Source organism: Streptomyces cinnamoneus, assembly GCF_014650495.1.
Lineage (GTDB): Bacteria > Actinomycetota > Actinomycetes > Streptomycetales > Streptomycetaceae > Streptomyces > Streptomyces cinnamoneus.
The window spans coordinates 440,284-466,806 of the sequence record NZ_BMVB01000003.1; the positions used below are offsets into that span (position 1 = coordinate 440,284).

The following is a 26,523-nucleotide window of genomic DNA, read 5'->3' on the forward strand; positions in this document are numbered from 1 at the left end:
CCTCATCGGACCACCCCGGCGCGTGCGGCGCCGTCACCGGAGCCGTGCATGACCTCGTCATCCCTCCGGGAGGTTACGCGGAATGCGAATGCAGGAAACGTCCCAATCCCCCGATCACCCAGTCGTGTTGGGACGGGTCCCCCGGGAGGGTGTAGTCGGCACCCTGTCCTGACGCCGACGACGAAAGCAGTGCCCTTCTTGGAACGTTCGCCCGGTTCTGTTACGGCCGTTGGGGACATCGCCCCACCAAGTGCCGTGCAACACAGGGGAATCAGGCGTCATCCTGGCCCACAATGCCGTCATGGCAGACGAGTCACGTATCCACAACGTCATGCAGGGCACGGCGGAATACGTACTGCAGATCGGGCACGTCCACGGCAACGTCAGCGTGCACCTACCGCCCGGCGCCGAGCCGTTGGAGCGTGCCGCGTGGGCCCTGGCCCGCAGCATCCGCGCCCAGTGGACGGCGGAGCTCACTGCCTGGGACCTGGCATCGGCCGAGCCCTTGTCCGTGCACTGGCAGGCATCGTGGCCCGGGCCACGGCACGGCGCGCCGCACGACGGTCAGGAGGACTCCGGCCGGCAGCACGGCTCTCAGATCGCGAGGATGGCGGACACCTTCCTCAGCCTGGCCCGCCGCCGTCTGGTGGTGCTCGGTGCACCGGGCGCGGGCAAGTCGACGCTGTCGGTGCTGCTGACGCTGGAGCTGGTGGAACGCTGCCTGCCGGGGGCGAGGCGAATACCGGGCGCGCCGGGCTTACCGGGCGCCCCTGGGCCATGCGCACGGCCCGGGGACGGGCGCGGCGGTGAGACGTCTCCCGTTCCCGTCGTCCTCACCCTGGAATCCTGGGATCCGGACCGCGAGCACTTCCGTGCCTGGCTGGCCCGGCGGATCGCCGAGGACCATCCCGGTCTGCCGCGTGTCGACGGCAGGCATCCTGCGGCGCGGCTGGTCCAGGACCGGCGGATCCTTCCCGTTCTCGACGGGCTCGACGAACTGCCCCAGCACCGGCGTTCTGCGGTGGTGCGCGAGATCGACCGTGCCCTCGGCGACGAGGACGCGATCGTCCTGACGTCCCGCACCCGGGAGTACCGCGCGGGCGAGGGGACGGGGGCGGCCATCGCGGGGGCCGCGGTGATCGAGGCCCGGCCTGTCGGGCTGGCGGAGGCCACCGCCTATCTGCTGCACTCCGCCGCGCCGCAGACCCGCCGCAGATGGAAGCTGATGCTCGACGCGGTGGACCGGCAGCCGGACGGTCCCGTCGCGCAGGCCCTGTCGAGTCCGTTGATGATCTGGCTGGCCCGGCAGGGCTTCCGCACACCGCCCGCCGACCCGCTGGACCTGGTGCGCCGGCCGTTCCCCTCCCGGGAGCAGGTGGAGAAGCACCTGCTCGACCTGATCATTCCGGCGGTGTTCACCCAGCAGCCCCACGCTCCGGACCGCTTGCACGCCCCGCGGCAGTGGAACCACCGGCGTGCCCGGCACTGGCTCTCCTGTCTCGCGGGCCACCTCTCCCGCCGCCGTACCACCGAGCTGGCCTGGTGGGACCTGCACCGCACGCTCCTGGTGCGCCTCATGACGCCGCTCACGCTCCTCGTGGTGTGCCTCGCCCTGTCACAGGTCGCCACGACGGCCGGCGGCTGGTTCGTGGACCACCAGAGAGCCGACGCCCGGCCGGGAACCTTCGCGGGGTTCACCACGAGATGGGGCCTGGAGCTCGCCGTGAGCGGCGGCCTGATCCACACCATGGGCGTGTGGATCGCCGTGGAGGTGTGGTTCGGCTTCAAGCGGGGGCAACCGCGCCGGCGCGCCAACCCGTTCCGCATCGGTGCGGCCCTGCGCTCGGCGGGCCGCGCCGCCTCCGTGGGGCGGGCCCTGAAGGCGTCCGCGGTGGTCGTCCTCCCGGCCGGGTTGTTCACCTCGATGGCTCTGGGAACGCACGATCCGCGGCCCTATCTGGTGATGGCCCTCTGCAGCACCGTCGTGGGTCCCCTGCTCATGGTCACGATCGCCGCCCCCGCGGACACCGAGGACGCGAGCACGCCCGACGAGGTGCTGGGCAGCGAGCGCACGGCCGCCCTACTGTCCCTGGGCACGGTCGCCGTGGCGATCGGGATCGGGCAGGGAGCGCTGGGCTGGTACGGCAACGGGACGTTCGACGACGGTCTGGCACGGGCCGTCGCCGGCTGGTTCGGCGCCTCGGCGATGCTGCTGCTGATGAGTTCGTGGAGCCGCTGGCTGATGGCGAAGGGATGCCTGGCGACCGTGGGGCGGGTGCCCTGGTCGCTGATGGAGTTCCTGCGCGACGCCCACCACGGGGGCTTGCTGCAGCGCAGCGGGGGTGTCTACCGGTTCCGTCACCTGCGGCTCCAGGAGCACTTGGCTGCCGGGGCTCCGGCGCACGCGGCGTCGTACTCGCCCGCCGTCCACGGCCGGCCCCTGCAGCCCGTCGAGCCGTCGCCCCGTGCGGCAGGCGCGTCCCCGGCGAGCACGTCCACGGCCGGCACGTCCACGGCCGGCACGGGATTTCGCGACCTGGTCGCCGACGCGGAGCGGTCCGCGCTGTCCTCGCGCAAGGGCTGGACGGTCCACGCCGACGAGCACACGTTCACGGCCCGGAGCCGCCGGCGCCAGCTCCGCATCGCCCACTGGCCGTCGCTCCTGGTCTTCGCCGCCATGGCGTTCATCCGCTTCGGTGTGGAGGGCCACTGGCCGAGGGCACTGCTGTCCGCAGTCGTCTGCTGCGGCTTCGGCGTGCTGATCATGCTGCTCGGCTGGCTGATGCCGCCGCGGCTGCTGGAGTTGCACATGACGGCGGAGAGCGTCGCGTTCACCATGGGGCGCCGCCGGCACCGGCTGGCGTGGGCGGACGTGGAGGACGTCGCCGTGCGCAAGCTCATCCACCGCAAGAAGGACAGCAAGATCTACGCCCTGCACGTCCGGCTGCGCCCCGGCGCGCCCGAGCCGGCCCGGTACTTCCGCGGCCACGACGGCTGGTTCTTCATCCTTCCCCTGTCCGTCGTCGACGCCGTCCCGGCGGACCTCGCAGCAGCCCTCCAACGCTTCGCCGGTCCGCGCTGGCGGCCGCGGCGCTAGGACGTGACCTGGGTTGCACACAAGCGGGACAGGCTGCGGGGCAGTGCCCCGCAGCCTGTCCAGATCCGCGAACGGACCGTCACTGTTCCAGATCAGCCGGCTTATTAGCCCACGAAGCTGGTGTTGTGGCACTGGAAGCTGGCGCTGCTCATCAGCAGAACCTCGTTCTCCTCGGCGATCTCAAGCTGCTGAAGGTTCAGGATAGACATGATCGTTGTTCCCTTTCGTCGGTGGATTTCAGTGATGAGAAACGAGCCGGCTTATTAGCCCACGAAGCTGGTGTTGTGGCACTGGAAGCTGGCGCTGCTCATCAGCAGAACCTCGTTCTCCTCGGCGATCTCAAGCTGCTGAAGGTTCAGGATGGACATGATGGTTCCCTTTCGTAGGGGGGTTTCACTGAGCCGGGATCGGCCCAGCAGGCTTTAGGCGGCGGTGGTCGGTGCCGGACCGCCGAGCAGGGGGAGGAGATGATCGGTGCGGCGGTGGGCGGCGTCCATCGCCAGGAGCACGCCGGCCGATCCGGTGGCGAGGTCCATCGAGAGCCGGACCAGGTGCTGTCCGGGGAAGGCGAGGCCGTCGCCGTGGGGGACGGCGTGCCGCCACAGGTCGCGCAGGTGGCCTCGGAGCGCGGTGTCGTCGGCCTCGTCCTGGCCGGCGGCCGTGAGGAAGTACAGCAGTCCGGCGCGGCCGTCGAACAGGCCGGGGAACACCGTGAACTGACAGCGTGCCGCCTTCCGGATCGCGCCGAGGGCCTCGGTGAAGCCCGCGTCGGCGCGGTGCTGGAGGAAGGCCGCCAGAGCGAGTCCGATGCCGGTGGATCCGGTGCCGAGGTAGAGCACGGACCGCCAGCCGTCGTTGACCTGCAGGGAGCCGTCGGTGTCCTCGCACTGTTCGAGGTCACGGCGCAACGCCTTGTCGGCCAGGTCGAGGTAGCCGTTCTCGCCGGTTCGTTCGTGGAGGCGGGCGAGGAACAGGGCGGATCCGGCTGCCCCGGTCGTGAGGCCCGCGCCCGGGCGTGGGCCGGTCGGGCGGGCGAGTGCGGCTTCGACGCGGTCGGCGATGCGCCGGGCGTGGTCGAGGTAGGCGCTGTCGCCGGTGCGGCCGTGGAACCCGAGGACGGCCAGGCCCGTGCCGGGCAGTCCGGTCAGCAGGCCGAGGCTGGTCGGCTCGGCGGTGCGGGCGAGGGCCCGGTCCAGGATGCCGGTGGCTTCGTCGTGCCGTCCGAGGAGATCGAGGACGGTGGCCACCCCGCAGGAGCCGTTGAACAAGCCGACGGGTGCGGTGGCGATGTTCCGCAGGGTTGTGGTGGTGAGCCAGTCGGTCCATGCGGGGTCGACGGCGTGGCCGGTGGCGTGCAGGGCGTACAGGACGCCCGCAGCGCCGTGGGAGAGACTGGTGCCACCGCCTTCCCGTGATCCCTCGGGGTCGTTGGGGAAGAGCCGGTCGCCCCGGTAGGGGGTGGCCGAGCCGGTGATCGCCGCGACGAGCCGTGCCCGGTTCTCCTCCCAGTCCTTGCCGACCGGGTCCGGACCGTGTGGTGCCGGTGCGGTGGTCCGGGCGATCGCCGTCATGGCGCCGGCGGCGTCATGGGCGTGGTCGGCGGGCAGGGGGAAGAGTTCGTGTGCCCATCGTGCGAGTTGTTCGGGCTTGGACGGATCGAGCCCTGCCAGTGCTCCCAGCGGGATGAACTGGCCCAGTCGCAGGGCGGCCAGGCCGTAGGCGTCGATGTCCGTGCCGGTGACGTGGGCGGGCGCCGCGAATCCGGGTGCGCCCAGGAGACCGGTGCGCCGCTCGCCGACCGGGTGGGCGGCTTCCAGGTCGATGAAGGTGACGGTGTCGTCGGGGCGCACGATGATGTTGTTCGGGTGCAGGTCGCCGAAGACGATCCCCTCGCGGTGGACGACGGCCATCGCCGCGGCGACCTTGTCGAGGATGCCGAGCGCCCAGCGGGTGTACTCCTCGTACGCATCCGGCGTGGCGTCGGAACGCACCAGCGGCAGGCGCAGCACGGTGGCCTTCGCCAGCGAGTCGCCGTCGATGTACTCCTGGACCAGGAAGTGGTGCTCCCAGTAGGTCTCGTAGCCCAGCACGCGCGGTACGAGGCCGGTTCCGGCCAGCGCGGTGAGCATGCGGTGCTCCCGTTGCAGCCGGCCGACGGCGTCGAGTCCTTCCGCGTCGAGCCCGGCCAGGGGCCGTGCTTCCTTCAGCACGACCTGGTCCCCGCTTGCGGGGTCCTTGGCCAGGTAGACCCCGCCTCCGTTGGAGAAGTGCAGCGGTCGCACGATCTCGTAGGGCAGGTCGACGCGGCTGGTCACCGTGAACCGTTCGATGCGGTCCTGGATGAAGTCGGGCACCGGTGCCCAGCCGGGAGGGGTGAACGCGGCGGTACGCGGGTCGTGAACCGCTGTTCCGTCCGGCCGGACGATGGCCATGACGGGAACGTCGCCCCCGTCGTGGGTCCACTGCGCGGCGAACGCCCCGTAGCGCACGAACACCGGGCTGCTGTCGCTCCAGCGCAGGTCGGACAGGATGTAGGGACCTTGCTGCCCGTCCAGTGCGGCCGTGAGGTCGTCCAGCAGCGCCTTCAGCTCCCCGTCGTGGGCGGGGTAGACGGTGATGAACTTCCCCGAGGAACCACGGTGGGCGTACTTGGAGTTGAACGCCGACAGCAGTCGGCCGCTGCGCAGGTACTTGAAGGTCACGCGGCGGGAGGTGCAGACGGCGGCGGTCGCGTCGAGGATGTCCTGGGCGGCGTCGGCGGCGGCCGATATGTGGATCTTCCAGCCCTGCGTCGGCAGCGGCCGGTCGAAGAACACCCGCACCCACACGTCCTCGGCGTCCTCCGACCGGGTGCCGTCGCCCACCGGCGGCGGCGTCCAGCGGGAGTCCTCGTCCTGGATGCGCTGCGGCGCATCGAAGAACACCGGGTCGGCCAAACAGTAAGCGTCGATCTGAGCCAGATTCATCGCGTCCCTCCTCTCGGGAATCTCGGTTCTTGCCCGGGCAATAAGCTGTGCCCATGCGCCCCCGTCTCCGGCGGCGGCCCCGGGCTTCTCCCCGGCGACAAACACCACGTTAGGGATCGCTTTTCTACGCTGGATATACGCCGGATCAATGCCGGATCGATGCCGGATCGTCTTCTGGATAAACGCATTCATGGGGGGATCGCGTGAACGTCAGGAGAAGTGGTCGCCTCCCGGCCCCGCCGGCCGGGAGGCGACCGACTGGCGGGCTACGGTGCCGAACGGCGGCGCGTCAGTCTCTTGACGATCCATCCGCCGACGGCCAGGACGGTCCCGGAGGCCAGGCCCGCGAGGAAGCCGGGCAGACTGGCCCGCAGGAGACCGGCGGCGCTCAGATCCGCCGGCTGCGGGGACGGCTCCCGGACCGGTGAGGCGGAGACCGACGGAGCGGGGTGCGCAAAGGCCGCCGCGGTGCGCGCGGCCGGCACGTCGTGCGGGGCCGCTTCGGCCGGGCCCGTGAGGGTCAGTGCCGCGACGAGGGCCGACAGGAGCAGAAGGCAGCGCGCACGGTAGCGCACTTGTGCCGTCCGGTGGTGGGTTTGAACAGGAACGGTGTGCTGAAGACGCTGCTTCCTAGGATGCAACGTACCCCCTTGCGGGTGGGGACCGGGCCGCCGTCCCTGCTGCCCAAGCGGTCTGCGGCGGCCCGGTCGTGCGAAGCCGGCGGCGGAGCACCAACCGGCTCTCACCAGTCGACACCACGTTCCGACGTGCCTAACGCACTCGTACGGGTGAAAGGCTTGTCGCATCATCGCCATGGGCGGTGGAGGGGCGGCAGCATTGCGGTTCTCTGACAGGATCTGACAGCAGGGAGAGCCCCGGCCATGCCCGCCATGCCCGCTCACACTCCGGTTGGGCAAGGGTCGGGCAGCGCCCTGACCAGGCTGCACGCCGAGGTGCAGGCACTGCACGAAGCCGCCGGCAAGCGGTCCTACCACAAGCTCGCCGCCGATGTCAGCGCCATGGCGGACCCCGACGCGTCCGTATCGCACACCACCGTCTCCGATGTGATCACGTGCAGCCGACTCGCCCCGCTGGAGACGTTCAAGCGCGTCATCTGCTGTCTGCTCCACCGTCGTACGAGCATGGACGAGCAGGCGCCGGCGGCCGAGGAGTCCTGGCCCCGCTTCGCCCTGCTGTGGCACGAAGCGGACGAGGAGCGGACGAGGGCCGCCCTGCCCTCGCACGTACAGGAGTTCGCCGCCGTCATGCGGCGGAAGGTCTTCCGACCGCTGGGCGGTGACGTCCACGTCATCAGCCGGCGCCTGGACGAGCTGCTGCCGGCCCTGCGGACGGACGTCCTCACCCCGGCCGCGCTGAGGGCCATCGGCAGCGGCACCCGCCTCCCGCACCAGCACGAGCTGGAGGGGCTCTTGGATCTCCTCGCCCGGGACGGACACGCTCTCGCGCCGGAAGAACGCCGGCTCCTCATGCAGTCGTACTACGACGCGCTCCGGGCCCAGGCCCCGGAGCAGTACGAGGCGTGCATGATCCGGGAACGCTGCGATGCCGAACGCGACTTCCGCACCGTCGTCGAACGCAGGCTGCACCTTCTGGAGCGACGGCACGGGCACGGCACGGCAGCCGAGTGCGCACAGAAGATGCAGGCCGTCACGGAGCGCGCCGCCGACGAGGCCGCCCTCGCGCACCAACGGCATCAGGTCCAGGTGCACCTCAACAGGTGGCTGGAGAGCGAACTGGCCAAGGAGCGCCACGACAAACGCCTCGCCCAGGACGCCGAGCGGGCCGTGCGGGCCGAGCTCGTGGCGCAGGAGCACCGCAGCGAGGAACTGGCGGGCAAGCTCTCCGCCACCGAGGACCTCGTGCTCGACATGCGCAGCCAGCGCGACGAGTCCCTGCGCCGGCTGGCCGAGCAGGCCACCCTCCACGAAGCCGCCGCCACCGTCGCCGACGCCGCCGTCGCCTCAGCCGCCGAGCACCTCCGCCCTCCCACCGGGCCTGCTGTCTCCGTGTTCGACTGGGACGGCTTCGCCACGAGCAGGTGGGGCGACACCGCTTACGACGTCACCGTCACCCCCTACAGCGACGGCTACAGCTACGACTACGGCCACGAGTACGCGGAAGCGCTCCCGCCGTACGGCGTCCCACCCGTCAAGGCCCCCGACCCGTACGGCGGCGACCTGCTGCTCCTTCCGTCCCCGTACACGACCAGCACGGCCTCCGACGTGGAGGGACGGCCCGCCGATTCCCTCCCGTCCTGGCCGTCGGACGGGGACGACTGCCGGCGGCCGACACCTCCGCCGGCGCAGGACGGTCCGCCCCCGGCCCCGGCCCCTCGCGGTTGCTTCCGGTTCCTGAACGCGTTGTTCCGACACGGCCGCGGCCGGCACGCCCGACGCCGGTAACACCCGGTTCGGGCCGTTCACCGGATGACGCATGCCGCGCAGGGTGCCTTATCCCGAAGAATGGGGCAACACTCGTAACAGTCCCATCACACTGATGCGCCGCATACCAGCCGAATATGACACGGCCGCGTCCGGCCTTCCCGCGGTCGCGCCGCGCGTCGGCCCAGTAAGCCCGCAGGTCGCACGGGGGAGCAAAATGTCCTGTCTTCACTGATGCACCGACATGACCGTGATTGGCTACTACTCGGTACCGCACCAACTGCGCAGATCCACCCGCACCGAACGAGAAGGGGCCTGTCACCATGAAGTTCATCACCCGAGCAGGGCTGGCTGCGGCGGTAGCGACCGGAGCCATCGCCGTGGCCGTTGCGCCCGCCTCCGCCGCCGTCGGCGTCGGCAACGGGCACACGGCCTCCAGCGCCCATGTGCTGGCGAACCCCAAGACCATCAAGCCGGCGGCCTACAACCAGGCGCGCAGCATCCTGGCCAACGCCGGGAGTCAGACCGCGGCCAAGTCGCACCCCATTCACGGCAAGGACGACGTGCCGGTCAGCTACGGGACCAGCTTGCTGGCCGCAGCGCGGGACGAGTTCCGGCAGACCGACCGCAAGCTGCCGCCGAAGGACAAGAAGTCCGACATGTCGATTCCGCACTACAACGCGATCCACAGTGCGGCGAAGACGATGGGCATAGACCGCTGGTGACACCGTAGGGCCGTCGCGACGCCGACGGACCGTCCCGACAGGGCCCCGCTCCCGGTGACTCCCGGAAGCGGGGCCCATCGCGCAACGCCCTGGAGGGACCGTGCCGGCCGTGGCAGGCTGGCATCATGATCGATCACATCGCTGTCCAGGTAAGGGACGTTGCCGCCAGCGCCCTGTTCTACGATGCCGCCCTCGCGCCGCTCGGCGGCCGGCGCACCAAGACGTACGGCGAGAACATCGGCTACGGCACCAGTGGGCACACGCTCTGGCTCGTTCCCGCCGACGACGACGGCCCGGCGCGCGAGTTGCACCTCGCGTTCGCGGCAGCCGACCGCGCCGCCGTCGATGCGTTCCACGCCGCCGCGGTGGCCGCCGGCGCCGAGTCCCTGCACGCTCCCCGGCTGTGGCCCGAGTACCACGCGTCGTACTACGGAGCCTTCGTCCGCGATCCCGACGGCAACAACGTCGAAGCCGTCTGCCACGCAGGCACGTGACTGGTGGGAAGAGGGACAGGACGGTACAACGGTGCGCATGCGTATTCGTTCCTTAGCATTGACAGGAAGTCTCTTGGCCGGCCTGGCACTTGGCGGGCCGTGGGCGACGAGCGCCACCGCCGCGCCGTCGCGTGCCGCCGCCCCGGTGTCGTGTCCGGAGCGCGCGAGCGTGGAGGTGTTCCGGGAGGGCGGCATACCGCTGCTCGACTGGCGCGAGAACATGGAGTTCGACGGCCGGGGCAGGCTCTGGGTCTCGCACGTGACCAAGCACCGGGTCGAGGGATACGCCGCCGACGGGAGGCTGACGGCCAGCTTCCCGGTCCCCGGGCCCGGCGGCATCCGGCGCGGCCCCGACGGGAAGATGTACGTCAACTTCGGGGTCAATCCCCTGACGCCGCACGGCGGCATCATGCGGTTCGACCCGAACGCCGACCGGCCGGAGCCGGAGAAGGTCGTCGACGGAGTGACCGGCATCAACGGGCTCGCCATCGACGCCGCCGGGAACTTCTACGTCAGCCGTGAACTGGCCACCGGGATCCTGAAGTTCCGGCCGGACGGCACCAGGGACGAGGAGTGGACGAAGAAGGCGAACGTCTTCGGCACCAACGGCCTGGAGATCATCGGCGACCAGCTGTACGCGAGCGTTCTCCTCAACACCGCGTCCCCCGTCGTCCGCATCCCCCTGAACGACCCGGCGCACCACACCACGGTCGCCAACCTCAGTACGAACCCGCTGGACATCAAGTTCCTCGACGACCTCACCTCCTTCGGTGGCGACCTGGTGGTCGCCGGCTTCCGCAGCGGCGAACTCCTGCGCCTGAACCCGGCGACCGGCCGGTCCTGCGTCCTGGTCAGCGGGCTGCGGATGCCCACCAGCGTCCGGGTCCCCCACGCGTTCGGCAGCCACGACCCGCAGCGCGAGCTCTTCGTCGTCGAGGCGTCCGGCCGCATCCTCAAGGTGAGGATCGGCTGACGCGGGAGCACCGGGGTCCTCGCACCGAGCGCACCGGCTTCCCCACGACTCCCGGAAGACGCCGGGTATAACTTCCTGTATGACGCACCGACATATACGTCGCGCCATGGCTGCGGCGCTCGCTCTCACGGCACTTCTCGGGCCGGCCGCCGCCACCGCGGCTGCGGCCGGTCCGCAGGCCGGTCCGTCCCCCGCCCTCCCGGCCCGGGCCCAGACCCCGGACCACGACGTGGTGACCCGGCTGGAGCGGTACGCGCACCCGCTGCGCACCGCCGAGCCCGGCGGCCCCGGCGGCGACCTGGCCGCGTTCGCCTCGATGACCAGGGGCGCGACCATCGTCGGCATCGGCGAGGCGTCGCACGGCTCGAAGGAACTGTTCACCGTGAAGGACCGGCTGCTGAGGGAGCTGGTCCGGCGCGAAGGCTTCTCCGCCTACGCCATGGAGATCAGCTGGTCGGCGGCCACCCGCCTGAACACCTACCTCCTCACCGGCAAGGGCGATGCCCGGCAGATCATGCGTGAGGAGTTCCAGGACGGGTACTCCCTGCTCGACACGGAGGAACTCGCCCGGCTGTTCGAGTGGATGCGGGAGCACAACCGCACCGGCTCACACAAGATCCGCGTCGTGGGCATGGACTTCTCCGACGCCGACCCGGAGCAGTACGAGCGCATCCTCACCTGGGCGGAGGCCAACGAGCCCGCCCTCATGCCCGAACTCCGCCGCCGCTACGCCGCACTGCGCGCCCTGCCCACCGGGGTGGCCGCGCGCATGGCCGCGTACAACGCCCTGCCGCTCGCCGGGCGGAAGGCGATCGCGAAGGACGCGGAGGCCTCGTACCAGCTGCTGTCCCAGGCCGGGAAGCAGGATCCCTGGGTGCTGCAGGAGGCCCGGATCCTCTCGCACATGGCCACGGAGTACACCGTGGACTGGAGCGACCCGGCCCAGGCGGAGGCCGCGAGCCGCCACCGCGACCGGACCATGGCGGAGACCGCCGTGTGGTGGCAGCGGCAGACCGGCGAGCGGATCGTGGTCTCGGCCCACAACGGGCACGTCTCCTACGAGTCCGCGGTGCCCGCGTACTACCCGGTCACCATGGGCGCGGACCTGCGCGAGCTCGCGGGCCGCGACTACCTCGCCGTCGGGACCTCCTTCCACGGCGGCGACTACCGCGCCAAGACGGCGACGGGCGCGTCGGGAACCTACAGCGTCGGCCCCGCCGCGCCCGGAAGCAACGAGTACACCCTCGACCGGGTGCGCCACCGCGACTTCTACGTCGACCTGCGCGCGGCCCGCCGCGATCCGGCCGTGGCCGGCTGGCTGGACACGGCGCGCCCGACCTTCGTCGTTCCGGGGCGGTACCCCAACGACCCGACGCCGCCGCTCGCGCTCGGCCGCGCCTTCGACGTCGTCGTGCACCTGCACCGGGTCACGGCGTCCGTGCCCGTGCCCGTGCCGCCGCAGCACTAGCCCCTCGGGGTGACGGGTCCGGCCGGGCCCGGCTCCCCACTCCGGAGAGCGGCTGCCTCCGCGGCCCGTTCAGAGCCAGCCGCGCCGGGCCGCCTGGACTCCGGCCTGGAAGCGGGTGGTGGCGCCCAGCCTGGCCAGGAGTGTGGAGACCCGGCGCACCACGGTGCGGCGGCCCAGGCCCAGGCGCCGGGCGATGGCGTCGTCCGTGGCACCGCCGGCCATCATGGTGAGGATCTGACGGTCCCGGGCGTCGATCTGCGCGTCGTTCCCCGCCACCGACAGGGGAACGGCCAGCCGCCACAGGGACTCGAAGACGTTCGACAGGGCCAGGAAGAGGCCGGACGGGCGTATCAGGAGGGAGACGACGCCGGAGTGGTCGTCGGCGGCGAGGGTCACGACGGCCAGCTCGTCGTCGCTGATGGCGAGCTTCAGGGGCGGGTCGTCCAGTGTCCTCGCCTGTTCCCCGGCCTCGACCATGCGCGCCATGTTGGGACCCGCGATCGGGTCCTCGCACACGGATCCGTGGTAGATGGTGCGGTAGACGACCCCGGAGGCCATCCGTTCGCGTTGCAGGGTCTCCTGGTCCAGGTAGTGGTCCGAGGTTCCGGAGTACGGTGGCACGTCGATGACCCGGACCTGGTGGCGTGCGGACTGCTGGAGCTGTCGGCTGACGGCCAGGACGCGCGCGATGTCCTCGACGACCTCCAGCGCGCCGTAGTGACCGGCGTCCTTTCTGGCGAACCGGTAGAGCCGCTCCAGCTCCGCGCCGGCCTGTCGTAACGCCGCCCGCCGGGCGGCCTCGCGCTGCAGCATCGCTTCGACGACCTGCGCGGGCGGTAACGCCTCCCAGGCCCGGCCCCCGGGATCCGTCGTCACGACGATGTCCTCGGCCGCGAGTTCCTCCAGCACGGCCGTCGTGACGGCCTCGGTCAGGCCGACGCGGACGGCCAACGCGCCGATCTGCGCGCGCGGATGACCGACCAGAGAGCGGTAGACCCGCCCCCGGTCGGAATCAGGGTCCAACACGTCGTGCACGAGGCCCCCCTCGCCGTGTGGTGCCGGTCGAGCCGGCCGACTCCCGGAGCCTACGGGCGGCTGGCGCACCTGCGCCAGTGGCTCATGTGCGCCAAGGTCCACTATGGCGTCGGCAGGGGTGCTGCGAGAGATTGTCGGAGCCGGATGAACACGACCGGTCCGATGGCAACCAGTCCACCCCCAAGGACAACTGATGAGATCAGTCCTGCCCTCCTGGCTCCTGCGTGCGAAGGCAGTGGCCACCGCTTTGGCCGCCGCCGTCCTCATGGTGGGCTCGCCCTCCGCACACGCCGACGACCCCGCCCCGCCACCCATGGCCGACGGCTTCGGCCTGACGCAGGTCGGCGCGGCGACCGGCACCCCCACCAACTTCGTGGTCACCGTCAACACGGGTCAGGTCGCCGGACCGCACCGCATCCGGATCCTGCTGCCCAGCGACTACGCGGCCGAGCCGACCAAGCGGTACCCGGTGTTCTACCTGCTGCACGGCGCGTCCGACGACCCGGGCAACCCCTACCTGGCCTACCCCGCCCTCACCGCGGCCAAGTCGATGATCACGGTCATACCGGACGGCGGCCGGCGGGGCTGGTACACCAACTGGCTCGACCAGAAGACGGCGGCCGGGGCGCAGAACTGGGAGAACTTCCACATCAACCAGGTGATCCCGTTCATCGACGCCAACCTCCGCACCCTCGCGACCAAGCAGGGGCGGGCCGTCGGCGGCATCTCGATGGGCGGGTTCGGCGCCCTGCACTACGCCCAGAACCATCCGGGCCTGTTCAGCCAGGTCGCGTCGTTCTCCGGTGCCAGCGACTTCTCGGTGGACCACCTCGTCATGCGCGCCGCCGTCGTCGCCACGCTCACCAACGTCGGGGCGCCCCTGTGCGGCTCCAGCTCCCCCGACTGCGCCCTCAACTTCGGGCCCACGGTGTCCAGCGACGCGGTCTTCGGCTCCCCGTACCCGGTGCTGAACGCCGACTGGCGCTGGAACGCGGTGGACCCCTCCACCCACATGGGCGTGCTGGCGGGCATGGGCATCGCGCTCTACACGGGCAACGGCGCCGGTAATCCCAGCGACGCCGAATTCTGGGTCCAGTCGGCGGCACAGCACACCAAGGACCGTCTGGACGCCCTCAAGTACCCGTACCACTTCGTCGACTACGGCAACGGCGCCGGCTGGGGCAGCGCGTGCAAGGGCGGCCACACGTACGGCTGCTGGGCCCAGGACCTCGTGGACTACGTCCCGCGCCTGGAAGCCGCCTTCGCCGCCGCCTCCTGACCCCTCCGTCACCCTGCCGCCCGGCGCCCGCCGGGTGGCAGGGTGCCCGCATGTCCGGGCCCGGTGCCGCTCGTGTCATTCGACGGGCAGGTGTTCCAGGAGCGTGCGGGCCGCGGTCAGCATCAGGCGGCAGACGTGCTCCGGGTCGGCGCCGGCCAGGGGCTCCTGGCGCACCACGACGCGGGTGAGGCCGATGCCGAGGAGCCAGGCCAGGACGAGGGCGGAGCGCAGCTCGGCGTCCTCCGCACGGGTGAGGCCGGCCAGCACGCCGGTGTATTCCTCGGTCAGGCGCCGGCTCGTCCGGGCGGCCTCGTCGTCGCCGCCGACCGAGCGCAGGAAGACCTCCAGGGAGCGGTCCCCGGGCGGCGCGTCACCGGCCGGCGCGAGGAGGTTCCGCAGGGCGGTCTCCAGCAGTCGCTCGGCCGGCGTCTCCCTCAACTGGCGGCGTCCGTCCATCGCCACCACTTCGCCGAAGAGAGCGGTCTTCGAGCCGAAGTAGCGGAAGAGCAGAGCCTGGTTGACGCCGGCCCGGGCGGCTATCGCGCGCACGGTCGTCCGGTCGTAGCCGCGTTCGGCGAAGAGCTCCGCCGCCGCCTCGACCAGGGACCGGCGGGTGGCGTCGGCGTCGCGTCGGCGCACCGGCTTCTCTGCCTTCTCTGCGGTCATCCCGTTCCTCCTCACGGGCCGGCCGGCACGCGCCACGGCGTCCGAGCCGTCGGCCGTCAGGCCCCGTTGACGTCGTTCCTACCCCGTCCTACGGTCCTTGTAAGCAGGTGCTTACACCGCCGACGCGAGGGAAAAAGGGGTCCGGATGTCCACCTCCCACAGCGAGCCCACCGCCTATCCCTTCAACGAGGCCATCGGTCTGGCCCTGTCCGGGCAGTACGACGAGGCGCGGCGCGGCGAGGGGCTGCGGCGCGTCCGGCTGCCGTTCGGGGAGCCGGCCTGGCTCGTCACCCGCTACGCGGACGCCAGGCTCGTCCTGGGCGACCGGCGGTTCAGCCGCGCGGCCGCAGCCGGTCACGACGAGCCCCGGCAGTCGCCCGGCCGGTCCAACAGCGGCATCCTCTCCATGGATCCGCCCGACCACACCCGGCTGCGCACGCTGGTGATGAAGGCGTTCACCGTGCAGCGGATGGAGCGGCTGCGCCCCGGCATCCGCGCGCTGGCCGAAGGGCTGCTGGACGACATGGTGGCGGCGGGCCCGCCCGCCGACCTGGTCGAGGACTACGCGCTGCCCGTCCCCGTCTCCGTGATCTGCCGTCTGCTCGGGGTGCCCGAGGAGGACCGTCCGCTCTTCCGCACGTGGAGCGACGACGCCCTGTCCACCAGCTCGCTCACGGCCGAGGAAGCGGACGCCAGCCGTGAGGAGTTACGCGCGTACATGGCCGGGCTGATCGCCGGGCATCGCGCCCGGCCCGCGGACGACCTGATGACGGCCTTGATCGAGGCCCGCGACAAGGACGACCGGCTGTCGGAGCCGGAGCTGGTCGACCTGTGCGTGGGGATCCTGGTCGCCGGTCACGAGACCACCGCCACCCAGATCCCCAACTTCGTGTGCACCCTCCTCGACCATCCCGACGAGTGGGCCCGGCTCCGCAAGGATCCCGCTCTCGTCCCGGCGGCGGTGGAGGAGTTGCTGCGCTTCGTGCCGTTGGGCATGGCGGCGGCCATGGCTCGCTACGCGACGGAGGACGTCGAGGTGGGCGGTACGTTGGTGCGGGCGGGCGAGCCGGTTCTGGTGTCGGTGGGGTCCGCCAACCGCGATGCGCTGCGCTTCTCCTCCCCCGATGCACTCGACCTCGGCCGGGAGGGCAATCAGCACCTGGGGTTCGGCCACGGCGTCCACCACTGCCTGGGGGCGTCCCTCGCCCGCGTCGAGCTCCAGGAGGCCCTGCGGGCCCTCGTCCTGCACCTGCCGGGCATCCGGCCGGCCGGTGACATCGTCTGGAAGACGGAGATGCTGGTGCGTGGCCCGCGCTCGATGCCGGTGGGGTGGTGATGTACGGGGCCGGGCCCCTGGGGGACCCGGCCCGTCGGGACCGGCGGATCAGTGATTCGTGCCGGAGGCCCAGACCGCGCGGCTGCCGTCGTAGATGACGACGTTCCCGTCGTCCTGGATGACCAGCCGCGAGCCGGGGCGGCCGGCGGTGTTCGACGCCCAGACCGCCTGGCCCGAGCGGGTGTAGACGACGAGGTTGCCGTCCTGCTGGAAGACGGTCCGCCATCCGCGGTTCACCGTGCCGGTGGCCCAGCGCGCCACGTTGAACTCGTCGTAGATGACGAGGTTGCCGTCGGTCTGCATGACGAGTCTGGCCGTGTCGGAGCTGACCGACCGGCCTCTTTCCAGGGTGAACGGAGCATGGATCGTCCGGGTCGCCGTGACGCTCGTCGCGGCCGCCCCGCCCGTGGTGGCGGCGTGGCCGGCGGGCGCCGCGATCGCCTGGCCGGCGAGCGTCACGGTGGTGAGCGCGGCGGCGGCGAGCAGAGTGGTGATCTTCTTCCCCACGAAAGGATCCTTTCGTCGAGTCGTTCTCCACCGGCGCCCTCGGGACGGGGCGCCGCACCGGACTCTGACAGCATCCGGTGCCGCAGCGGCCTCTCCCGGCAGAGCTGTGACGTGTTCGCGTCACTCTTTGGCCGGAGAACGCCGACACGCCCACCGACGACGGCCTCCGTGGGCTTTGCGAGACTGCTGGGCGTGAACACCGAGAACATACGTCCCACGACCGCCGCTCACCTGCGGGAGGCCGGTCTGCCCACCGTCGATCTGTCCCCCGTCCTCGCGCAGCAGACGCACCCCCTGGTCTTCGCCACCGTCTCCGGGGCACACCTGTACGGCTTCCCGTCGCGCGACTCGGACGTGGACCTGCGTGGCGTGCACCTGCTGCCGGTCGGCGATCTGATCGGGCTGCGGGACGGCGAGGAGACCCTGACGCGGATGGGTGACCGCGACGGGGTGGAGATGGACCTCGTCACGCACGACCTGCGCAAGTTCGCACGGCTGATGCTGCGCCGCAACGGCTACGTCCTGGAGCAGCTGCTCTCGCCGCTCGTCGTGCACACCACGCAGGTGCACGCGGAGCTGGCCGCTCTCGCGCCGGGTGTGCTGACCCGCAACCACGCCCACCATTACCGCGGCTTCGCGGTCACCCAGTGGCGGCTCTTCGACAAGCAGCGCGAGCTCAAGCCCCTGCTCTACACCCTGCGGGTGCTCCTCACGGGCATTCACCTGATGCGCAGCGGCGAGGTCGTCGCCCACCTGCCCAGCCTGCTCGGCCTGGTCGGGGCCCCCGCCTACGTGCCCGACCTCATCACCGCGAAGGCCGCGGCGGAACACGGGCCGGCCGAGGAGATCGTGGACATGGCGCGCGTGTGCGCCGACGTCGAGGCGCTCCACGCGGAACTCGACGAGGCCCAGGCCCTCTCCGCGCTCCCGCAGAGCCCGGCCGACGACGTGTACGACGCCTTGCACGACCTGGTCGTACGGGCCCGCACGGCCGGCCGGGGCTAGCCGGCACTCGCCAGTCGGTCCGGCCGCCGGTCGGCCGTGGGCCCTTCGAGCCGGTCGGGTTCGTGGAGGGTGCGCAGGAGCAGCCAGCCGAGGGCCGGGAGGACGGTCAGGGGGGCGAGGGCGGTCTGCAGGGAGGTGGCGTCTGCGAGCGCTCCGAGGAGGGGGCTGGCGATGCCGCCGATGCTGACGGTCAGGCCCAGGGTGACGCCCCCCGCGGTGCCCACGCGGCGGGGCAGGTAGTCCTGGCCGAGGGTGACGTGCAGGGAGAACGGCACGTACAAGCCGGCCGAGGTGAGGGCGACGAACAGGTAGAGCGGCGGGCCGGGGACGAAGACGACTCCCGCGACGGCGATCACGGTCAGGGCGTAGGACCACTGCACGACCGGGATGCGGCCGAAGCGGGTGGCGAGCCTCCCTCCGGCCACGGTGCCCACTGCGCCGCCGAGGTAGAGCACGAACAGCGCGGCCGTGCCGGCGACGTCACCGCCCCCGGTCCGCTGGCGCACGTACAGGGAGACGAACGTGCTCAGGCCGACGAAGACGACCGACCGGCAGACGACGGCTCCGGACAGTTTGACGAAGGACGGCCAGTCGTCCCTGCCCTCCGGTCCTGCCGCCGTGCCGGCCGCCACCTCGGTCGTGGCCCTGACCGCGCGCAGGGCGGCCACGCACAGGGCCGCGCCGGCCAGGGCCGGGACGAACAGCAGCGGAGAGGCGTGCAGTCCGCCGGTGGCGACGACGGCGGAGACCGCCAGGGGCGCGGTGGCGAAGCCGAGGTTGCCGCCCAGGGAGAACCAGCCCATCGCGGTGTGACTGCCCCTGCTCGCGACGCGGGCCACGCGCGCGGCTTCCGGGTGGTAGGCGGCGACGCCGATCCCGGACACGGCGACCATCATCAGGGTGACGGTCCGGGAGGCGCCGACACCGGCCAGGGCGACGCCGGCTCCGCCGACCAGGGTGCTCACGGGCAGCAGCCACGGCATGGCCCACCTGTCGGTGAGCGCCCCGAACAGCGGCTGTACGACCGAGGACAGCAGGGTGGCCGCCAGGACGAGGCCGGAGACCGCGGCGTAGGTGTAGTCCCGCTCGGCGACGAAGAAGGGCACCAGGGCGGCCACCGCCCCCTGGTAGACGTCCACGCAGGCATGCCCCAGGGACAGCAACACGACGGGTCTGGTACGGGGGTTCCGGTTCTTCGGCACCCCTCCATCGTCCGCACGGGCCGCTCGGGCACGCTTCCGATAAAGTGCCAACGTATGCCGGTTATCCGCCACACTCCGCAGGCTCCCACCAGCACCCGGACGATGGCCGCGGGCGAGAGCATCGATGCGCACCGCCACGACGACCACCAGATCGTCTACGCGGGCTCCGGCGTGCTGGCGGTCACCACCGACGCCGGCACGTGGTTCGCGCCCGGCACCCGTGCCCTGTGGATACCGGCGGGATGCGTCCACGCCCACCGCGCCCACGGCCACCTCGACCTCCACCTGCTCGGCCTGCCCGCCTCCGTCAACCCCCTGGGCCTGGACGCCCCCACCGTCCTGGCCGTCAGCCCCCTGCTGCGCGAACTGCTCCTCGCCTCCACCCGCGGCCCCCACGACGACAGCCCCGAGCGCCGCCGTCTGCGCGCCGTCCTGCTCGACCAGCTCCGCGCGTCCCCGCAGCAGCCGCTGCAGCTGCCCTCCCCCACCGACCCGCGTCTGCGGGCGGTCTGCGACCTCCTGCACCACGACCCGGCGGACCCCCGCACCCTGGCCGCCCTCGGCAACCACGTGGGAGCGGGTGAGCGCACCCTCAGCCGTCTCTTCCGCCGCGAACTGGGCATGACCTTCCCCCAGTGGCGCACCCAGCTCCGCCTCTACCACGCGTTGCGGATGCTGGCCGACGACGAACCGGTCACCGCCGTCGCCCACCGCTGCGGCTGGTCCTCCGCCAGCGCCTTCATCGATGTCTTCCGGCGCGCCTTCGGGTGCACGCCGGGCGCGCACAGTCGCCGCCCCTGACCTCCGCCTTCTTCCCCCCTCGGCCGGTCCGTCCTGCGCACGCCGGGTACAGTCGGCCGCGCCGAGGGGGCGGCGCAGTGTCGTGCCCGTGCACGACCAGGGGCGCAGCGACCATGACAGCCGATCAGATCACCGGCCGCACCGGCGAACGCGCCGAGCTCGGCCGGATGCTGGCGGAGATACGGGCCGGCTCCGGCCGGGCACTGGTGCTGCGCGGGGAGCCCGGTGCGGGCAAGTCCACGCTGCTGCGGCACGCGGCCGAGGAGGCCGCTCCCGCACGCGTGCTGTCGGCCACCGGCGTGGAGCCCGAGTCCGGGATGGCGTTCGCCACCCTGCACCAGTTGCTGCATCCGGTCGCGGGTCTGGTGGAGACGCTGCCCGACGCCCAGCGGCAGGCCGTGCGCACGGTCCTCGGGCTGGCGGAGCCGGCGGCCGAGGTGGACCGGTTCCTGGTGTCGGCGGGCGTCCTCTCGCTCCTGGTCGAAGCCGCGGCACCCCAGGGGCTGCTCTGCGTCGTCGACGACTTCCAGTGGGTCGACCAGGCGTCGGCCGACGCCCTGTTGTTCGCCGCGCGCCGGTTCGGCGGTCACGGCGTGGGGCTGCTGATCGGCACCCGGGACACCGGCGCGGCCCGGCAGGCCCTGCGCGGTCTGCGGACACGGGAGATCGGGGGCCTGGACGCCGGGAGTGCGGGCGAGGTGCTCGCCGCCCGCGCGGCGGTGACGCCGGCGCCGCACGTCGTCGAGCTCGTCACGGCCGCCACGGGCGGCAATCCGCTGGCCCTGCGCGAGACGGCCGCACTCCTGAGCACCGAGCAGCTGACGGGCCGGGCGCCGCTGCCGGATCCGCTGCCCGCGGGGGACGGCGTCGCAGCGGTCTTCGGGAAGCAGGTGGCCCAACTGCCGGAGGCCGTACGCCTCGTCCTGCTCGTCGCCGCGCTGGAAGGGCGGGGTGATCCGCTGCTGATCCGGGAGGCTGCCGAGCGGCTGGGCGCCGGAGCGGACGCCCTGTACGCCGCCGAGGCGGCCGGGGTCATCGGCATGGGCCCCGCACAGATCACCTTCCGTCATCCGCTGCTGCGTTCCGCCGTGTACGCGGGCGCGAGCCCCGCGGCGCGGCGTGCGGTGCACGGTCAGCTGGCCGCGCTGCTCGACGAGCGGGACGAGTGGGAGCGCAGTGCCCGCCACCGGGCCGAGGCGGCGACCGGGCCGGAGGAAGGCGTCGCCGCCGGCCTTGCCGCCGTCGCGGAACGGGCCCGCGCCCGGGGCGGTTACGCGGACGCCGCCCGGACGTGGGCGTGGGCCGCGGAGCTGACCCCGGATCCCGCGACCAGGGCCCGCCGTTTCAAGGACACGGCCGTCGCCGCGTGGCTCGGGGGCCATGCCGGTCAGGCGCGCACCGCCCTCGCTGCGGCCCGGGAGCTCGCGCGGGATCCCGCGCTGCTGGCCGACGTCGCACAGCTCGACGGGCGGTTCGAGCTGTCCTCGGGTGATGCCGCCGAGGCCCAGCGCATCTTCCTGGCCGCCGCGGACCGGGCCATGGCCGAGCCCACCGGTGCGGTCCGCAGGACGGTCCTCGCCTTGCTGGCCGACGCGGCCGAGGCCGCCTCCACGGTGGGCGACACCGGGGCAGCCGTGCACATCGGACGGCGCGTCGAGGACCTGGAACGGCTGCACGGGCCCGCGGAGGAGCCGGCGGACGCCTTCCTCCACGGCGTTCTGGCCGGCATGGGTGCCCTGCACGGCGGAGAAGCAGAGCGCGGCGCCCGCCTGCTGAGAGGTGCGCTGGACGGTCTGGCCGGCGTCGGCGACGGCGCCGCCGCCTTCGGCGGGCAGGCCGCTGCGCTGCTGTGGGCGGCGGCGGCCGCCAGCCTCCTCGGCGAGAGCGGCGCCGCCGGCGACCACGGTGCTCGTGCCGGGCGGGTCGCCCGGGTGTCCGGCATGGTCGGCACCCTGCCCGTCGTCCTGGAGAACGCGGCCACCGCCGAGCGCATGAACAGCGGGTTCGCGCTCAGCGCCGCCCTGTCCGAGGAGGGCCTCGCCCTGGCCCGGGAGACGGGACTCGACAACTCCGTCGCGGCTCACCTGGCCAACCTCGCCGTCTGCGCCGCCGTGCGCGGCCAGGAGGACGACTGCCGCCGCTACGCGCACGAAGCGCTGGTCATCGCCATTCCGCACCGGCTGGGCCTGCGGGCCGGCGTGGCCACGTACGCGCTCGGCCTGCTCGACCTCGGCCTCGGCCGGTTCGACCGGGCGCACGAACGCCTGGCGTCCCTGGTCACGGCGGGGCCGGGGACCGGTCATCCCATCGTCGCGTGGGGCTCGGTGGCGGACCGGGTGGAAGCCGCCGTCGCCGCGGGGGACCCGGCGGCCGCGCGGGAGGGGGCCGGCTTCCTGGAGCAGTGGTCGGCCCGTTCCTCCTCGGCCCGGGCGCGGGCGCTGCTCGTCCGGTGCCGGGCTCTCGTGACCGACGACGACGCCGCAGCGGCGGCGCTCCTGCAGGAGGCCGTGGAGCTGCTGGCCGACGACGACGGCGCCGCCTACGACCGGGCCCGCACCGCGCTCCTGCTCGGCGAGCGGCTCCGCCGCGACCGCCGGGCGGGCGCCGCGCGCCCCTACCTGCGGCAGGCCGCGGAGACCTTCCACCGTCTGGGGGCCGCGCCCTGGGAGGGCCGGGCCCGGGGCGAGCTGCGGGCGGCGGGCGAGTCCGTCGAGCCGGCGGGGCCCGATGCCCTGGCGGCCCTCACCTCCCAGGAGCTGCGGATCGCCCGGCTCGTCGCCGACGGGGCGAGCAACAGGGACGTGGCGGCCCGGCTGTTCCTGAGCCCCCGGACCGTCGAGTACCACCTGTACAAGGTCTATCCGAAGCTCGGCATCACCTCCCGCACCGAACTGGCACGGCTGCTGCAGTGAGGCCCGTGGCCATGCCCGTGCTGCCACCAGTGATGTCACCAGTGGTCCTACGGATGGCCCGGGCGGGCGGTCACGGCAGAGTTCTGCCTGTCGCCGCGCCACACGGGCAGGGGGCGCGGGAGAAACAGCAGCAACAGGAAGAGGAACAGGTATGACGACCGGAGCACGCATGATCCAGGTGGGCGACGTCGAGCTGTGGACGGAGGAGTTCGGCGACCCGTCCCACCCGCCGGTGCTGCTCATCGCGGGCTCGATGAGCCAGGCGGTGCTCTGGCCCGACGAGTTCGTCGGCAGGCTCGCCGCGGCGGGACACCGGGTGATCCGTTACGACCACCGCGACATGGGCCGGTCGACGGCCCGTGACTTCGAGCAGCACCCCTACACCTGGGCGACCCTCAAGGACGACGCCGTGGGGCTGCTCGACGCGCTCGGCATCGCATCGGCCCACCTCGTGGGCCACTCCGCGGGCGGGCTCATCGCCCAGTGGATCGCCGTCGACCACCCCGGCCGGGTCGACAGTCTCACCGTGGTGGGCTCGTCGCCGCTGGGCAGCCGGGAGGGAGAGGTCATCGTGCGGGCGCTCATGGGAGAGCCCCAGCCCGAGGGCAGCCTGCCGGAACCGCTCCCGGCGTTCACCGAGTTCTTCCGCACGGCGGCGGTGAGCCCGCCGCCCGCCACCCGGGCCGCGGCCGTCGACTTCCAGATCGAGGCGGCCCGCGTCCTCCACGGCGACGAGCTGCCCTTCGACGAGGACGCCCAGCGCCGCCTCCAGGAGCGGATCTTCGACCGCACCCGCGACCCCAGGACCGTCGCCAACCACCGGCTCGCCGGCATGGCCGACCTGACCTGCGAGCCCACGGGCGCCCTGGTGCGCGTGACCGCGCCCACGCTCGTCGTCGAGGGGACCGCGGAGCCCGCCAAGCCGGGCCACGGCCGGCTCATAGCGGAGCAGATCGCGGGGGCACGGCTGATGATGGTTCAGGGCATGGGCCACATGCTCACGCCCGGCACCACCGCAGTGGTCGCCGACGCGCTCGTGGCCCACATGGCGGAGGCCGGCGCACACGCAGCGACGTGAGACGGCAGACGGGCGCCGTCACGTCGCCTGCGCGCGGGCTCCGGCTAGGCGGGGCGGCGCCCGGGCCCGTCCGCCCCGTTCCGGTCGCGGTCCCTGAACGGCACGGTCAGCCAGGGGCTCTCCGGGTCGGTGGTCAGGGCCCGGTGTGCCGTGAGGACCTCTGCGTACCAGGGGCCGAACTCCTCGTCGTCGAAGTGCAGGCACCGCCCGAGGACGTAGCCGGCGGAGAACTCCTCCCACGTCTCGTACGCGGCCTGCGCGGCGGCGCTGGCGCGCTCGATCGCCGCGTGCATCTCGGCCTCCGTGGCGTACCGGGCGCCGCGTCCCCAGCGGGCCATCTTGGAGCCGCGGCCGACGTCCCAGGCGGCGACCGTGCGGACGTGGCCGTCGGGCGGCAGCAGGCCGTCGGCACGGAAGCGGGCCTCGTACCGCAGGACCGTGCCCACCAGGGACCGCAGGTGCGCCACGAAGTCGTCGAAGTCGGGGTCGTGCGTGGGGGTGCCGGTCTCCTGGGCACGGGCGCGCAGGGTCCGTTCCACGGTGTCGCGCCACTGCTCGGTCTCCACGCGGCCGCCGCCCCGGATGCGCTGGAGTTCGTTGCGGGCCCCGAGGACGAAGTCCCAGTACCAGGGGCTCACCTCGTGGTCGAGCAGCCGGTTCTGGATGCTCGACCAGTCCTCACGGCCGTGCACGTTCCAGCTGTCCGCGATCCGTTCGACCTCGCCCCGGTAGCCCATGCCGTGCCAGTGGAGGGTGTTCCACGCGTCGCCGTTGGCGAAGCACAGGTGTGCCCCGCAGGCCAGGCCGTGCAGCAGCGGTCCGGGGGCCGGGGCGCCGGTGCGGCGCGTGACCACACGGTCCATCAGCGCGTCGGAGGAGAACAGCTCGTGATGGAGGTCCAGCCAGACCTCCCGTTCCTCATCGCTGATCAGGAAGTACTGCTCGCACGGCGTGGCCGCGTTGACGGCGAGGACGTCCACCCCCTCGGGCACGATCCGTTCGAGCGCGCCGAGGGTCGCGTACTCGTAGACGAGGAACGGATGCGGCCGCGGCAGCAGGCCGGCCGTGTAGACCTGGGCCACGGTGAGCCCGTCGGGCGTCTCGTTGGTCAGCATGGGGTGGGCGTCGTCACCGGCCGCACGCGCTTCGTCGAGGCGCACCGGGTAGTAGACGCCCTCGATGGCGAGGGTGCGCAGGTAGGCGTAGGCGTTGTCCGCCCGGCAGAGCTTGTACAGGTACTGCTCCAGGTCGGTGGGCGCCTGCCAGCGAGCACCGTCCTCCGGCGCCGGGACGAGCGGGAAGAACTCGTCGTGCATCTCGTCCTCGGCTGCCGCGTGCACGGGGCCGGCTCCTTCCGGTTCACGTCCTGACGCGTACGTGCGTCAGGACGCCTGTGGGGTGTTCGTGACGGATCGTCGGTGGCGGATGTCTGCGACGCCTGCCTGCGGCGGTCGCTACGGCCTGGATTCCGGCGCCGGCCACGGGGCGGAGGGAAGAGCCGGCGCCGACGGCGCGGCGGGCAGGGCGGGATCCTCCGCGCCCTGGTCGGCGCGCAGCTGGGCCGTCACCGAGTCGGTGCGGGCGCGCAGGGCGCGGACGCGCTCTGCGGTGCGTGTTCCCGCCTGGGGTGCTTCCGCGGGAAGCACGGGGACGCCCTGGGCCTGGGCGGTGAGCACGAGGCTGCGCATGACGTCCGCCTCGTGGGCCAGCAGGGCGGTGGTGAACAGGTTGGCCCGCAGTGTCTTCTTCATTCCGAGCGCACCCCGATAGGTGATCTCGCAGGCCACGGCGACGGTCTCCAGCCGCTGTTCGGCCGCCTGCTCCAGCGCGGCCAGCATGACGGAGGCGAGGCCCTCGACGACCTTCGTGACCACCCACTTGCGGCCCGGGAGCATGGGCAGCAGGTCCCGGACCCGGTCGATCTCGGCGTCCAGTGCCTCCGTGGTCATGGCGCTGAACGCGTCGTGCAGCTGGAGGTGGACCACCTTCGACCACGGGATGTCCTCGCCGTCGAAACCGACCGACTCGGGACCGAAGCGCAGGGAGCCGATGCCGTCCAGGGGGCGCAGTGCCTTCGCGGTGACGGCGGGGATGCGGGGGTGGCGGCAGACGAGGGCGCCCAGCGAGAACTCCCACTCCACGGGGGTGGGTGCGGCGGGCGCGGGCAGGGAGCGGAGCACGGAGACCACCCAGTCACCGGAGGCGTTGGTGCCGGCGCGGCCCGCGTCGACGCCGCGCTGTACGGCCTGTGCGACGTCCTTGCCGAGGGTGGTGGCGGCCGTGCCCACCGCATCGCCCAGCGTCTTGACCCGCTCGAATATGCCCATGTCTCCGACCTGCTCACCTGCGACGTTCTGTTTGGCGGCGACACTCTACCCAGCGTTCGCCCCTCCTCGTCGGCGGGCACGGGCCGGCCGACTCGCAACGGAACGGCCTCGGGGCGGCAGCGTCCTTGCGGATGCTGCCGCCCCGAGGGTGTGGCGTGTGCTGTCTGTCGGTCGATCAGTACGCGGAGTTGACGTTGTCCATCGAGCCGTACTTGTCGGCCGCGTAGTTGCAGGACGCGGTGATGTTGGC

Annotated in this window: 20 protein-coding genes and 1 pseudogene; 12 read left to right on the plus strand and 9 right to left on the minus strand. The window is 72.4% G+C overall.

What is annotated here, in order from left to right:
* Positions 1-301: 301 nt before the first annotated feature.
* Positions 302-3,097, plus strand: coding sequence for a hypothetical protein (locus tag IE182_RS06900; RefSeq protein ID WP_190108733.1), 2,796 nt, complete (start codon positions 302-304; stop codon positions 3,095-3,097).
* Between the two features lie 422 nt (positions 3,098-3,519).
* On the opposite strand, the gene lanKC is transcribed toward IE182_RS06900, so the two are convergent.
* Positions 3,520-6,063 (minus strand): class III lanthionine synthetase LanKC, encoded by a 2,544-nt coding sequence (lanKC, locus tag IE182_RS06905; RefSeq protein WP_190108734.1) that lies wholly within the window; start codon positions 6,061-6,063, stop codon positions 3,520-3,522.
* A 266-nt stretch (positions 6,064-6,329) separates the two neighbouring features.
* Positions 6,330-6,638 (minus strand): hypothetical protein, encoded by a 309-nt coding sequence (locus IE182_RS06910; RefSeq protein ID WP_190108735.1) that lies wholly within the window; start codon positions 6,636-6,638, stop codon positions 6,330-6,332.
* Positions 6,639-6,953: 315 nt separating this feature from the next.
* Here IE182_RS06910 and IE182_RS06915 point away from each other — a divergent pair, with 315 nt between their 5' ends.
* The 5 genes from IE182_RS06915 to IE182_RS06935 all read left to right on the plus strand — a co-directional run bounded on the left by IE182_RS06915 (position 6,954) and on the right by IE182_RS06935 (position 12,125).
* Positions 6,954-8,486, plus strand: a complete 1,533-nt coding sequence (locus tag IE182_RS06915) for a coiled-coil domain-containing protein (protein WP_190108736.1) — start codon at positions 6,954-6,956, stop codon at positions 8,484-8,486.
* A gap of 302 nt (positions 8,487-8,788) precedes the next feature.
* Positions 8,789-9,190, plus strand: a complete 402-nt coding sequence (locus IE182_RS31905; RefSeq protein ID WP_229844629.1) for a hypothetical protein — start codon at positions 8,789-8,791, stop codon at positions 9,188-9,190.
* A 125-nt stretch (positions 9,191-9,315) separates the two neighbouring features.
* Positions 9,316-9,684 (plus strand): VOC family protein, encoded by a 369-nt coding sequence (locus tag IE182_RS06925; RefSeq protein ID WP_190108737.1) that lies wholly within the window; start codon positions 9,316-9,318, stop codon positions 9,682-9,684.
* A 73-nt stretch (positions 9,685-9,757) separates the two neighbouring features.
* Positions 9,758-10,657, plus strand: coding sequence for a hypothetical protein (locus IE182_RS06930; RefSeq protein WP_190108738.1), 900 nt, complete (start codon positions 9,758-9,760; stop codon positions 10,655-10,657).
* Between the two features lie 106 nt (positions 10,658-10,763).
* Complete coding sequence (locus tag IE182_RS06935; RefSeq protein WP_190108739.1) at positions 10,764-12,125, plus strand: erythromycin esterase family protein; 1,362 nt, start codon at positions 10,764-10,766, stop codon at positions 12,123-12,125.
* Between the two features lie 69 nt (positions 12,126-12,194).
* Here IE182_RS06935 and IE182_RS06940 read toward each other — a convergent pair whose 3' ends face one another.
* Positions 12,195-13,160: a helix-turn-helix transcriptional regulator gene (locus IE182_RS06940; protein ID WP_190108740.1), complete on the minus strand. Its 966-nt coding sequence runs from the start codon at positions 13,158-13,160 to the stop codon at positions 12,195-12,197.
* A 193-nt stretch (positions 13,161-13,353) separates the two neighbouring features.
* Here IE182_RS06940 and IE182_RS06945 point away from each other — a divergent pair, with 193 nt between their 5' ends.
* A complete protein-coding gene (locus IE182_RS06945) occupies positions 13,354-14,439 on the plus strand; it encodes an alpha/beta hydrolase (RefSeq protein WP_190108741.1) in 1,086 nt (361 codons plus the stop codon).
* A gap of 75 nt (positions 14,440-14,514) precedes the next feature.
* Here the strand turns inward: IE182_RS06945 and IE182_RS06950 are convergent, their stop codons facing one another.
* Positions 14,515-15,105: a TetR/AcrR family transcriptional regulator gene (locus IE182_RS06950; RefSeq protein ID WP_190108742.1), complete on the minus strand. Its 591-nt coding sequence runs from the start codon at positions 15,103-15,105 to the stop codon at positions 14,515-14,517.
* Between the two features lie 145 nt (positions 15,106-15,250).
* Between IE182_RS06950 and IE182_RS06955 the strand changes: the two genes are divergently transcribed.
* Positions 15,251-16,441: a cytochrome P450 gene (locus IE182_RS06955; protein ID WP_190108743.1), complete on the plus strand. Its 1,191-nt coding sequence runs from the start codon at positions 15,251-15,253 to the stop codon at positions 16,439-16,441.
* A gap of 48 nt (positions 16,442-16,489) precedes the next feature.
* On the opposite strand, the gene IE182_RS31910 is transcribed toward IE182_RS06955, so the two are convergent.
* Entirely contained in the window at positions 16,490-16,948 is a 459-nt protein-coding gene (locus IE182_RS31910; RefSeq protein ID WP_229844630.1) for a hypothetical protein, read from the minus strand.
* A gap of 207 nt (positions 16,949-17,155) precedes the next feature.
* Here IE182_RS31910 and IE182_RS06965 point away from each other — a divergent pair, with 207 nt between their 5' ends.
* On the plus strand, positions 17,156-17,953 hold the full coding sequence (locus tag IE182_RS06965; RefSeq protein ID WP_229844644.1) for a nucleotidyltransferase domain-containing protein: 798 nt from the start codon (positions 17,156-17,158) through the stop codon (positions 17,951-17,953).
* On the opposite strand, the gene IE182_RS06970 is transcribed toward IE182_RS06965, so the two are convergent.
* The gene (locus tag IE182_RS06970; protein WP_373303511.1) at positions 17,950-19,113 is read right to left on the minus strand and encodes an MFS transporter; all 1,164 of its coding nucleotides are present in this window, start codon (positions 19,111-19,113) and stop codon (positions 17,950-17,952) included. The two genes, IE182_RS06965 and IE182_RS06970, sit on opposite strands and share 4 nt — an antisense overlap.
* Before the next feature lie 96 nt (positions 19,114-19,209).
* Here IE182_RS06970 and IE182_RS06975 point away from each other — a divergent pair, with 96 nt between their 5' ends.
* From IE182_RS06975 to IE182_RS06985, 3 genes are all read left to right on the plus strand, one after another.
* Entirely contained in the window at positions 19,210-19,956 is a 747-nt protein-coding gene (locus IE182_RS06975; protein WP_190108747.1) for a helix-turn-helix transcriptional regulator, read from the plus strand.
* A 113-nt stretch (positions 19,957-20,069) separates the two neighbouring features.
* Positions 20,070-22,868 carry an ATP-binding protein gene (locus tag IE182_RS06980; protein ID WP_190108748.1) on the plus strand — a complete coding sequence of 933 codons (2,799 nt, stop codon included), beginning with the start codon at positions 20,070-20,072 and terminating at the stop codon, positions 22,866-22,868.
* A 151-nt stretch (positions 22,869-23,019) separates the two neighbouring features.
* On the plus strand, positions 23,020-23,946 hold the full coding sequence (locus IE182_RS06985; RefSeq protein WP_229844631.1) for an alpha/beta fold hydrolase: 927 nt from the start codon (positions 23,020-23,022) through the stop codon (positions 23,944-23,946).
* Positions 23,947-23,990: 44 nt separating this feature from the next.
* On the opposite strand, the gene IE182_RS06990 is transcribed toward IE182_RS06985, so the two are convergent.
* The 3 genes and pseudogenes from IE182_RS06990 to IE182_RS31915 form a co-directional block, all read right to left on the minus strand.
* A complete protein-coding gene (locus IE182_RS06990; RefSeq protein WP_190108749.1) occupies positions 23,991-25,286 on the minus strand; it encodes a DUF1266 domain-containing protein in 1,296 nt (431 codons plus the stop codon).
* A 114-nt stretch (positions 25,287-25,400) separates the two neighbouring features.
* A complete protein-coding gene (locus tag IE182_RS06995; protein ID WP_190108750.1) occupies positions 25,401-26,273 on the minus strand; it encodes a hypothetical protein in 873 nt (290 codons plus the stop codon).
* Between the two features lie 175 nt (positions 26,274-26,448).
* Positions 26,449-26,523 (minus strand): annotated as a pseudogene (locus tag IE182_RS31915) (transglycosylase SLT domain-containing protein); the annotation flags it as partial.